This window comes from Magnetococcales bacterium (assembly GCA_015228935.1).
In the GTDB taxonomy this organism is placed as follows: Bacteria; Pseudomonadota; Magnetococcia; order Magnetococcales; family DC0425bin3; genus HA3dbin3.
On sequence record JADGCO010000135.1, the window covers coordinates 1 to 9,262 of the forward strand.

14 protein-coding genes and 2 pseudogenes are annotated in these 9,262 nt (G+C 52.3%); 1 reads left to right on the plus strand and 15 read right to left on the minus strand.

Features of this window, described 5'->3' with window-relative positions; all coding sequences use genetic code 11:
• Window positions 1-481: 481 nt before the first annotated feature.
• The 14 genes and pseudogenes from HQL65_19005 to HQL65_19070 all read right to left on the minus strand — a co-directional run bounded on the left by HQL65_19005 (window position 482) and on the right by HQL65_19070 (window position 7,386).
• The gene (locus tag HQL65_19005; protein ID MBF0138327.1) at window positions 482-1,627 is read right to left on the minus strand and encodes a tetratricopeptide repeat-containing protein; all 1,146 of its coding nucleotides are present in this window, start codon (window positions 1,625-1,627) and stop codon (window positions 482-484) included.
• A gap of 262 nt (window positions 1,628-1,889) precedes the next feature.
• Window positions 1,890-2,234 carry a type II toxin-antitoxin system PemK/MazF family toxin gene (locus HQL65_19010; protein MBF0138328.1) on the minus strand — a complete coding sequence of 115 codons (345 nt, stop codon included), beginning with the start codon at window positions 2,232-2,234 and terminating at the stop codon, window positions 1,890-1,892.
• Window positions 2,224-2,421 (minus strand): hypothetical protein, encoded by a 198-nt coding sequence (locus HQL65_19015; protein MBF0138329.1) that lies wholly within the window; start codon window positions 2,419-2,421, stop codon window positions 2,224-2,226. Before HQL65_19015 ends, HQL65_19010 begins: the two co-directional genes overlap by 11 nt.
• Window positions 2,422-2,423: 2 nt before the next feature.
• The gene (locus tag HQL65_19020) at window positions 2,424-2,645 is read right to left on the minus strand and encodes a DUF433 domain-containing protein (GenBank protein ID MBF0138330.1); all 222 of its coding nucleotides are present in this window, start codon (window positions 2,643-2,645) and stop codon (window positions 2,424-2,426) included.
• Window positions 2,646-2,699: 54 nt separating this feature from the next.
• On the minus strand, window positions 2,700-3,038 hold the full coding sequence (locus tag HQL65_19025; GenBank protein ID MBF0138331.1) for a hypothetical protein: 339 nt from the start codon (window positions 3,036-3,038) through the stop codon (window positions 2,700-2,702).
• 139 nt (window positions 3,039-3,177) lie between these two features.
• Entirely contained in the window at window positions 3,178-4,179 is a 1,002-nt protein-coding gene (locus tag HQL65_19030) for a virulence RhuM family protein (GenBank protein ID MBF0138332.1), read from the minus strand.
• Between the two features lie 159 nt (window positions 4,180-4,338).
• Window positions 4,339-5,610 (minus strand): tetratricopeptide repeat-containing protein, encoded by a 1,272-nt coding sequence (locus HQL65_19035; GenBank protein MBF0138333.1) that lies wholly within the window; start codon window positions 5,608-5,610, stop codon window positions 4,339-4,341.
• Window positions 5,611-5,786: 176 nt separating this feature from the next.
• Entirely contained in the window at window positions 5,787-6,113 is a 327-nt protein-coding gene (locus HQL65_19040; GenBank protein MBF0138334.1) for a type II toxin-antitoxin system RelE/ParE family toxin, read from the minus strand.
• Window positions 6,110-6,361, minus strand: a complete 252-nt coding sequence (locus HQL65_19045; GenBank protein ID MBF0138335.1) for a type II toxin-antitoxin system ParD family antitoxin — start codon at window positions 6,359-6,361, stop codon at window positions 6,110-6,112. The genes HQL65_19040 and HQL65_19045 overlap by 4 nt, the downstream gene beginning before the upstream one ends.
• Window positions 6,359-6,526 (minus strand): annotated as a pseudogene (locus tag HQL65_19050) (type II toxin-antitoxin system HicB family antitoxin). The gene HQL65_19045 and the pseudogene HQL65_19050 overlap by 3 nt, the downstream one beginning before the upstream one ends.
• Window positions 6,523-6,690: a hypothetical protein gene (locus tag HQL65_19055; protein MBF0138336.1), complete on the minus strand. Its 168-nt coding sequence runs from the start codon at window positions 6,688-6,690 to the stop codon at window positions 6,523-6,525. The pseudogene HQL65_19050 and the gene HQL65_19055 overlap by 4 nt, the downstream one beginning before the upstream one ends.
• A 48-nt stretch (window positions 6,691-6,738) precedes the next feature.
• The gene (locus HQL65_19060; protein MBF0138337.1) at window positions 6,739-6,894 is read right to left on the minus strand and encodes a hypothetical protein; all 156 of its coding nucleotides are present in this window, start codon (window positions 6,892-6,894) and stop codon (window positions 6,739-6,741) included.
• Window positions 6,891-7,157 (minus strand): DUF2442 domain-containing protein, encoded by a 267-nt coding sequence (locus HQL65_19065; GenBank protein MBF0138338.1) that lies wholly within the window; start codon window positions 7,155-7,157, stop codon window positions 6,891-6,893. The genes HQL65_19060 and HQL65_19065 overlap by 4 nt, the downstream gene beginning before the upstream one ends.
• A gap of 112 nt (window positions 7,158-7,269) precedes the next feature.
• Window positions 7,270-7,386, minus strand: a pseudogene (locus HQL65_19070) (hydroxyacid dehydrogenase).
• Window positions 7,387-7,537: 151 nt separating this feature from the next.
• Here HQL65_19070 and HQL65_19075 point away from each other — a divergent pair.
• Window positions 7,538-7,765, plus strand: coding sequence for an AbrB family transcriptional regulator (locus HQL65_19075; GenBank protein MBF0138339.1), 228 nt, complete (start codon window positions 7,538-7,540; stop codon window positions 7,763-7,765).
• Window positions 7,766-7,871: 106 nt separating this feature from the next.
• Here HQL65_19075 and HQL65_19080 read toward each other — a convergent pair whose 3' ends face one another.
• The gene (locus HQL65_19080; protein ID MBF0138340.1) at window positions 7,872-9,191 is read right to left on the minus strand and encodes a tetratricopeptide repeat-containing protein; all 1,320 of its coding nucleotides are present in this window, start codon (window positions 9,189-9,191) and stop codon (window positions 7,872-7,874) included.
• Window positions 9,192-9,262 lie beyond the last annotated feature (71 nt).

Genomic DNA, 9,262 nt, shown 5'->3' on the forward strand with positions numbered 1-9,262 from the left:
TTGAAATCATCTCAAAAGCAGCTCGAAAAATGGGAAAAGCTGCGAAGATGGGGTAAGGAGAAACAAAAAAAGAAGCCATTGAAAATATAAAGGAAGCATTGGGTGTATTCATCACAACATGTTTCGAGATGGGAACCATTGATGCCGTCACGAAGGAATGCGGATTCCGCTCTTATTTGAAGCCTGGTGTGATCTGGCCTGTTGTGATCCCAACCCATTCTTCCCGGGACATTGACCCGGATATCATTCATGCCAATATGCGTACAGCCAAAATGACCCGAGAGCGGTTTCTTGAGCTTTTGAGGCAGGCTCTGTCCTGAACCTGCCAGGGATCCAGCCCACTGGGTCCCATTTTCGGAAAGCCCATGCCTATGGCCGAAAGCAGGAAACGATCATAGAATGAGTTCATAAAGGCCCTGGTTGCGCTGTCGCTGATGCTCCAGAGTGTGGAGAGGTCGGCATCTTCGGATCCTTATAAATGTCAAAGATGATCTGGCCTCGGTGCCTTTTCTTTGATCGCCTGGGATCGTTTGAACAGTGGCTCTGCCCGGTCAGGTTGACCTTGCGCTCGATACAGTTCAGCCAGATTGTTCAGGCTGGTGGCCACAGAGGGATGAACCGGCCCCAGGGCTTTTTCCTTGATTGCCAGGGAGCGTTTGTACAACGGCTCGGCCTGATCATATAGCCCTTGCGCTTTATACAATATTGCCAAACCGTTCAGGCTTGTGGCCACGCCAGGATGATCTGGTCCCAATGCCTTTTCCCTGATTGCCAGTGATCGTTTGTACAGAGGCTCTGCCTGGGAATACTGACCTTGAGCTTGATACAGTTCCGCCAAATTGTTCAGGCTGGTGGCCACATCAGGATGATCTGGTCCCAGTGCCTTTTCCCTGATTGCCAAAGATCGTTTGGACAGCGGCTCCGCATGGAAATATTGGCCTTGTAATTGATATAGTCCCGCCAAATTGTTCAGACTCAAGGCCACATCAAGATGATCCGTCCCCAGTCCCTTTTCCCGAATCATCAGTGACCGTTTGTACAGCGGCTCCGCTTGGGCATATTTGACTTGCAATTGATACAATAATGCCAAATTATTCAGGCTGGTGGCCACTGAGGAATGATCTGGCCATGGAACCTTTTCCAAAATTGCCAGGGATCGTTTGTGTAGCGGCTCTGCCTGGACATATTGACCTTTCATTTGATACAGCATCGCCAAATTGCTTAGGCTTTGGGCCACTGTAGGATGATCTGGCCCCAGTGCCTTTTCCCTGATCGCCAGAGATCGTTTGTGTAGCGGCTCCGCATGGGCATATTGGCCTTGCGCTTGATAAAATGACGCCAAATTGTTCAGGTTTAGGGCCACATCAGGATGATCTGGCCCCTTTTCTTTTTCTGACAGGACGACTAATTTTTTGGCAATTTCAATGGCTTCTTGATATCTGCCTGCTTGATAATGTTTCACAATTTGTTGATTTAATTTTTTTATTTCCTGTTCCTCTGCACTCGTCGCCGATGCGGGAGCAGGTTTCTCACTCTGCTCGGCTGAAATACCCTGACCCACGCCCAGACCCAGGAGGATCACCCACGCGGCCAGGATTTTTTTGGAGATGCGTCCGGATTTTGGCATGGTATTTATATTCGCTTAAACGACGGCAGTTGATGCTTAAAATTATTTAATTTAAGCAGCACGATCACCTAGAGCGTATCAGAATGGGAACAATCCAAAAAGCAAAAACCGCCTCGGGAGATTTTTTTCATGGAAGTTCCATCACCTTAACCAGCTATCGTCCCCCCTCTTCTTGTTCATACTCAATGGTATAGTTCACAATTGTCTCCGGCATGCCAGCATTATTATCGTATCGTTATTGTGACCAAACACGAGAGAAAAGTCAGGTGACAGCCGATGCAAGACCAACTATCGCGCATGTGCCGCGAATGATGCGGACCAGGACATCGGGATGAACTTCCGCCAATTCGCGGGTAATGGACTCCGTTCCGAGAGTATAAACTTTATCCAAACGTACCCAACTCGGCAGGGGCAATACGCCACTGATCAAGTCAGATGGCTCAAGATGCACGGCATTTTCGTGTGTGGGAACGGAAGTAATGGCCAACCCAATGAAATCTCCATACTTGTCTGGGAAAGTCAGAACCAGCACCGGGCGCTTTTTGCTGAAGGACAAGTCGGCAAAAGGGAATGGCATCACGACCAGCAAGCCAGGTTTACAGGTCATTCCAGGCCTCATCCGTTGGATTGTCCCAAACCTTGTGCATGGAGACCAGTTGCGCATACTTCAAGGGATCCCGTTCCTGATCCTGCCGATGGGTGTGTTCCAGGTAGCCGATAAAGTCCAGCACCTCTCTGGCCAGGAGTAGGGGCAGGTTGCGAACCTTCACCTGAAGTTCTTCGACAAGGTCCATGGTCATCGTTTTTCCTCCAGTTGCTGGATCCATGTCGCAGCAAAGGCAATGGCTGCCTGGATGTCTTCCATGGTTATGGCGGGAAAATCTTCGAGAAGTTCTTTGGGATCATCCCCTTCGGCCAAACTGGCCAGGATCGTGCGCAATAAAACCCGGGTTCCTTTGAAAACCGGTGCCCCACCGCAAATGTGCGGATCACAAACAATGCGGGCGTTGTAGTCCATGGTCATGTCTTTGCTCGCGTCATCCCTCTTCTTGTTCATATTGAATTGAATAATTCATGAAGTGATCCCAAGGGAGGATTCGAGTTTTTCCAAATCGGTCTCCCTGGCCGGGTGATTGCGGACCCACTCTTCGGCACGAGCCAGTCTTTCCTGCATCTCTGGTTCGCGCAACCCTTGTTCGTTGCCGGGCACCACAGCGGCGTGTTTCAGCGTGGATGAGTCACGAATTTCTTGGACCAGTCGAGGTTTGAGATTCACCATTTCCCGTCCTGATTCCCGCTCCAGCCGCTTCAGATCCTTGTAAATGGCATCCAGGTCATAATCAAACCGGGCGGCATGTTCTTCCCGAACCTTGCGAACCTCTTCAACGATGGGGTCTTCCCACATGGTCATCCCCCGAGATCCCCAAAAAAGCAGGGGCCTCCGAAGAAGCCCCGCGACTTGCGGTCGAAACCACAAGGGTAGTCTGGCTTCTTATACCGCTCTCCCATTATTTTGGCAACAGAAATCCAGAAATATTCAAAATGGAGTTTCATGTCTTTTTTGGCCTGGGTAGCTGTCTCACCATTCGGTCAAAATCCGATTCCAGTTGATGATCGGCCAGCACACGGAACGTTTCATATTCTCTCTCAGCATGTTCTTTCGCCATCTGCGCCGACACCTTGCCCGCATCTTGCAGAATTTCCCGGTCGTTCAGGGTCAGAAACCCTTCCAGCTTCCTGATCCAGTCATCCATGGTCATGGGGATGCGCCGTTCGGCCTGTGATTCGGCAAAAATGAGATATTGTTCCGCCAGATTGTTCAGGGCGCGCAATTCACCCTCGTGCAGATAGTTTTTGGCTATGACCACATCCGCTTTGCGCACCCGTGCCCCTTCCCAATTGGTCAACCCCATGTTGGGCAGGGTACTCTTGGCACGCTCTGCAATCAACTCAGCGGCGGTGTGGCCATGGATGGCGTAGTGAACCTTGTTCTGCACCGTGGCAAAAAACTCCTGGGTCATGGGATGGGACGGATCATAATCCACGCTGGTGGCGTAAATATCGGTGATTTTTTGGTAAAAGCGCCGCTCGCTGGTGCGGATGTCCTGGAGGCGGCGGGTCAGTTCGTCAAAGTAATCCGGTCCCTTGCCTGGGTTCTTCAGCCGTTCATCGTCCAGCACGAATCCCTTGAGGATGTACTCCTTCAGCTTGTCACTGGCCCACTGACGAAAACGCACCCCCGCCGCGCTCCGTACCCGGTAACCCAAAGCCAGCACCATATCCAGATTGTAGTAGGCCACATCGTACTGCTTGCCATCGGCGGCAGTTGTTCGGAAAAACCGAACAACTGCCGCATCCTCCAGTTCCCCATCGGCCAGGATATGGTCGATATGCTCGCTGATGGTAGACTTGGCCTTGCCGAACAGATCCGCAAGCTGTTTCTGGTTGAGCCACAAGGCCTGGTTGTCCAGCACGACCTGCAAGCGGGTACGACCATCCTCGGTCTGGTAGAATAGAATCTCCCCGGCGGGAGGCAGGGTATTCGAGACCATGATCTCCTCCTCCGCGTATGATAGGCCGGATTGGTTCATTTTTCATGCGCTTATTTTATCGGGGCCGTATCACGGCGATCTGCCCGGGTTGAGGTTTCCATCTGCCCCTGTTCTTGTACCTGATACAATATCGTTGAATTCTTCAAGCTGAAGACCCTGTCAAGGATGATCCGGCCCCCGTGCCTTTTCTTTGATCGCCTGGGAGCGTTTGAACAGTGGCTCTGCCCGGTCATGTTGGCCTTGCGCTCGATACAGTTCAGCCAGATTGTTCAGGCTGGTGGCTACAGAGGGGTGAACCGGCCCCAGGGCTTTTTCCTTGATTGCCAGGGAGCGTTTGTACAACGGCTCGGCCTGATCATACAGCCCTTGCGCTTTATACAATATCGCCAAACCGTTCAGGCTTGTGGCCACGTCAGGATGATCTGGCCCCAGTACCTTTTCCTTGATTGCCAGGGATCGTTTGTACAACGGCTCTGCCTGGGTATATTGGCCTCGCTCTCGATACAGTTCCGCCAAATTGTTCAGACTTGTGGCCACATCCGGATGATCTGACCCCAGTGTTTTTTCCCAAATCGCCAGGGAGCGTTTAAACAGCGGCTCTGCCTGGGCATATTGACCTTGCGCCTGGTACAGTACCGCCAGATTGTTCAGGCTGTTGGCCACATCTGGATGGTCTGGTCCCACTCTTTTTTCACTGATCACCAGAGATCGTTTGGACAGCGGCACTGCCTGGGCATATTGGCCTTGCGCCTGATACAGTACCGCCAAATTGTTCAGGCTCAAAGCCACATCAGGATGATCTGGCCCCACTCTTTTTTCCTTGATTGCCAGGGATCGTTTGTACAACGGCTCTGCCTGGGCATATTGACCTTGCAATTCATACAATGCCGCCAAATTATTCAAGCTGGCAGCCACATCAAGATGATCTGCCCCCAGTGCCTTTTCCCGAATCGCCAGGGATCGTTTGGACAACGGCTCGGCCTGGGCATATTGGCCTTGCACCTGATACATTGCCGCCAAATTGTTCAGGCTGGTGGCTACATCAGGGTGATCCGGCCCCAGTGCCTTTTCCCGAATCGCCAGGGATCGTTTGGACAACGGCTCGGCCTGGGCATATTGGCCTTGCGCCTGATACATTGCCGCCAAATTGTTCAGGCTGCTGGCTACATCAGGATGATCCGGCCTCAGTGCCTTTTCAGACAGGATGACTGATTTTTTTGCAATTTCGACGGCTTCCTGATATCTGCCTGCTTGATAGAGTTCCACAACCTGTTGATTTAATTTTTCTATTTCCTGTTTCGCTGCACTCGTAGTCGATGCGGGGGCAGCTTCCTCACCCTGCACGGGTGAAATGCCCTGATCTACGCCCAGACTCAGGAGGATCACCAACACCGCCAAGCTTTTTTTGGGGATTCTTCCGAATTTTGGCATGGTATTTATATTCCTTAAACGACGGCAGTTGATGCTTAAAATTATTTAATTTAAGCAGCACGATCACCTGAATCGTATCAGAATGGCAACAATCCAAAAAGCAAAAACCGCCTCGGGAGATTTTTTTCTAACGTTTTGCGCAGGGAAAACCCCGGATCCATCAGGAAGGCACCGTGTCAGGTCGTGGTTGAATCAAGCAGACTCCACCAATCTTGAGCCGCATGGAGAACGCGCACGACCGATACGCCATCATGGCGCGGGATATAAAAAATCAGGATATTGTCGAAATCCTTGACGTGCCATTTCCGAATCTCTGCAAGCTTCTGATTCTTCATGGCCAGTGGGGAACCTATCAGAGGATTGAAAGCCATTTCATTGAAACTTACTTCCGTATTTGTGAGGAACCGTTCGGCGACAACGAAACCGGCATTTTCCGACAAATAGACAAAATGTTCAATGATGTCACGTCTCGCTCGTTCGTGTTGGTAGATTTTTGACTTCAACGCGGCACCCCTTGGGCTTCCAGGAGAGCCATGGCCTCTTTGCGAAGATCAATCCACTCTGTGGGACCAAGTTCGTGTTCTGGACTGTTCAGACCTTCTAACAATTTTGCTTCAAGTTGCTCTTTGGCCTTGAGTTTCTCATCGGCGCAGATCAATTCGCGCATAGATTCGCTGACGCTGCCGTCACGCCTCTGGACGATTTGTCCATCCACAAATTCCTTCAACACTGTAAAAGATTCCCCTCGCACTTCACCGCTTTCGAGACGTTCCGCCAGAACACGCAAAGCCAAAGCCTCGACACCGGCAACGGCCTCATCCATCGTCGAACCATAGGCCATGACACCGGGAAGTTCCATCACCTCAGCCAGCCATCGTCCTCCCTCTTCTTGTTCATATTCAATTGTATAGTTCATAAAGTGATCTCAAGGGCGGATTCGAGCTTTTCCAAATCGGTCTCCCTGGTCGGGTGATTGCGGACCCACTCTTCGGCACGAGCCCGTTTTTCCTGCATGTCTGGTTCGCACAACCCTTGTTCGTTGCCGGGCACCATAACGGTGTGTTTCGTGTCTTCCCACATGGTCATCCCTCCTTGAACAGAATGGGATATTTTCGTCGAGCTTGATTTTCATGCAACCTTGGGTACACCCGGCCAGGGCAGGTCTTCAACAGCAGCGGTCGCAGCAAAGGCAATGGCTGCCCGGATGCCTTCCATGGTTATGGCGGGAAAATCCAGGAATTCCCGGATACCATGAACCGGGTCGTTGAGGATCAATTTTTTCATGCGTCTTTTCCCTCGCAACGGGATGAAGAGAGAGGAACGCTCCTCAAATAGAGTGTATCCGGGCTGAAATCCTGGCCGCGAGGCCAAGCGACAAACCCGGACACCGTCTGTACGGATCGAAAATAGACAAAATCACGCAACTCCCTGAAGATCCCCTTATCCAGATAGGGCGAAACATCGAAGCAACGTCGTTCCCCATTGGCAAAGGACAACACCAGCGAATGCGGCTCATACACTTTCACGGCAACCACTTTTGGGTTCATCAGCAGCATCCCTCTATACATGGTGTCGATCCGTGTCGAAAAAAAACATGCGAATGATCAATCCGTAAAACATCGAAATAACAGGCATGACTCCTCCTGATTACAGCGTGTTGACAGCCCGGGAGAGCCACAGGGTCTCTTCCGCGAAGCGACACTCCACCCAGGTGCGACCGTCCTCGGTCTGGTAAAATAGAATCTCCCCGGCGGGAGGCAGGGTATTCGAGACCATGATCCCCTCCTCCGCAACATGATAGGCTGGATTGATTCGTTTTTCATGCGCTTTTATTATTATCAGAGCCATATCATAGCAGTCTGCTTGCCCAGGTTGAGGCTTCAGTATAGGGTAAGACCATCATGCATTCCTGACCTGGGGAGAGATCATGAACACCATTGCCAGGACCACCACCAAAGGCCACACGATTCCTCGCAAGATTCGCGACGCACTCCATGTGGTGCCAGATGACCAGATTGTCTGGGAGGCTCTTGACGATGGTACCGCCCGAGTACGGCACATCCGCTCTCTGGACCTGGACTATCTGCGGGCGCTGGAAGGTACTCTGACAGAATGGAGTGGCACGGCTGACGAGGAAGCCTACCGTGACCTTTGAGCAATTCGATGTGGTGCGGGTCCCTTTTCCCTTCACAGATTACCAGGCTGTCAAGAATCGTCCGGCTGCGGTGCCGTTCATTGCGTGGCATATGCATTGGACGTGATCACTGACCACCGGATGACCGCTCTTTGGCCTGTGCAAGCAACACCGCTTCATGGGATGTTGCCAGGGTGACCAGTTTGCTGGTCTGCCCCACCGTTTTTCCCTGCGCATCCTGGAGATCCTCGAAGGAGAGCGAATTCAGGATCCCGGACGGCACCAGATAGACGGTCTCCTTCCCCGTCAACAGCGGCTGCAAGGACTCCCACAAAGAGATATATAGTTGCCTGGCCAACTCCTCCTCCTGCAACTTGTTGGCTGCAGGCTCTTTCTTGGCCTCCCGATAGGCTTTTATCCGGTTGGCAACAGGATTCATCGCCCCGATTTTGACCATCCGGATGGCCGGTTTGGCCTGGGGATCGGCGACCAGGGCAATGATCTGCAACTCTTTGTAGGCAAGAGTTTGCAAATCACGTTCACGATACACCAGAAAATCCACCAACACCTGCCCGGGTTGCAAGGCCGACAACACCTGCTCCGGAGTCACCTCGCTTTTGCCCCGACCCGCTGCCCACACCTTGCGGCTCAGTTCGGCTTCCAGGGTGTCGATCTCCCTGTTCAGCAGTTCGAGTTGCGGTTGCTTCTGCTCCGAACCGCTCGCCGACAATTTTGCCTGTTCCTTCTTGCGGGTATCCAGGAGTTCCGCCTTTTCCTGCAATTCCGAATCCCCTCCAGCCTGGATCAGCGCCTGGACCTCCTCGGCCATACGCGCCAACAACCCCTTGCGACTCAACGAATAGACAAAAGCCTCCCGGGCCGTCACCTCCGTGCGCAAGTGACTCAACAGGGAGAGGTAGATATCCTCATTGTCCACCTGTTTGGCCAGGGACCGGCGGGTTTTTCCCCCCACCTGCCACAGGTTTTGCTCCAGAAAGCTGTTGGCAATCCGGAAACCACGCATCAACAGGGTCAGTGCCTGTTCATGCCGACCCTGCACCAGATACGACTCCGCCCAATCATTCAGGGTATCAAACACTTTGGGATGCTCTGTTCCCAACGCCTTTTCCCGGATCGCCAAGGTCCGCTCGAACAACGGCTCCGCATCGGTATACCGGCCTTGCCTGACATACAGTTCTGCCAGACGGACCAGCGTGCCGGCAACAAGGGTATTTTCCGGTCCCACGGCCTTTTCCCGGATCGCCAGGACACGTTTGAACAGCGGCTCCGCCAGGACATACCGGCCCTGATCCATATGCAACATGGCCAGATTGTTCAGGTATATGGCCACCTGGCGATGTTCCGATCCCAGTTCCTTTTCCCGGATCGCCACGATGCGTTTGAGCAACGACTCCGCCTCGGCAAACCGGTCTTGCAAGCGGTACATCCGCGCCAGATTGTTCACCCATGTTCGTCACATGTAGTGCAAAATCTGATTTCTTTCAATAGTTTATTAAA

What these genes read in the sequence shown, in the direction of transcription:
- HQL65_19010 (MBF0138328.1), bottom strand. Translation starts at nt 2,234, where the DNA reads ATGACCTGTAAACCTGGCTTGCTGGTCGTGATGCCATTCCCTTTTGCC.
- HQL65_19060 (MBF0138337.1), bottom strand. Translation starts at nt 6,894, where the DNA reads ATGAAAAAATTGATCCTCAACGACCCGGTTCATGGTATCCGGGAATTC.
- HQL65_19035 (MBF0138333.1), bottom strand. Translation starts at nt 5,610, where the DNA reads ATGCCAAAATTCGGAAGAATCCCCAAAAAAAGCTTGGCGGTGTTGGTG.
- HQL65_19015 (MBF0138329.1), bottom strand. Translation starts at nt 2,421, where the DNA reads ATGGACCTTGTCGAAGAACTTCAGGTGAAGGTTCGCAACCTGCCCCTA.
- HQL65_19075 (MBF0138339.1), top strand. Translation starts at nt 7,538, where the DNA reads ATGAACACCATTGCCAGGACCACCACCAAAGGCCACACGATTCCTCGC.
- HQL65_19020 (MBF0138330.1), bottom strand. Translation starts at nt 2,645, where the DNA reads ATGGACTACAACGCCCGCATTGTTTGTGATCCGCACATTTGCGGTGGG.
- HQL65_19030 (MBF0138332.1), bottom strand. Translation starts at nt 4,179, where the DNA reads ATGGTCTCGAATACCCTGCCTCCCGCCGGGGAGATTCTATTCTACCAG.
- HQL65_19055 (MBF0138336.1), bottom strand. Translation starts at nt 6,690, where the DNA reads ATGTGGGAAGACACGAAACACACCGTTATGGTGCCCGGCAACGAACAA.
- HQL65_19005 (MBF0138327.1), bottom strand. Translation starts at nt 1,627, where the DNA reads ATGCCAAAATCCGGACGCATCTCCAAAAAAATCCTGGCCGCGTGGGTG.
- HQL65_19065 (MBF0138338.1), bottom strand. Translation starts at nt 7,157, where the DNA reads ATGAACCCAAAAGTGGTTGCCGTGAAAGTGTATGAGCCGCATTCGCTG.
- HQL65_19080 (MBF0138340.1), bottom strand. Translation starts at nt 9,191, where the DNA reads ATGTACCGCTTGCAAGACCGGTTTGCCGAGGCGGAGTCGTTGCTCAAA.
- HQL65_19025 (MBF0138331.1), bottom strand. Translation starts at nt 3,038, where the DNA reads ATGACCATGTGGGAAGACCCCATCGTTGAAGAGGTTCGCAAGGTTCGG.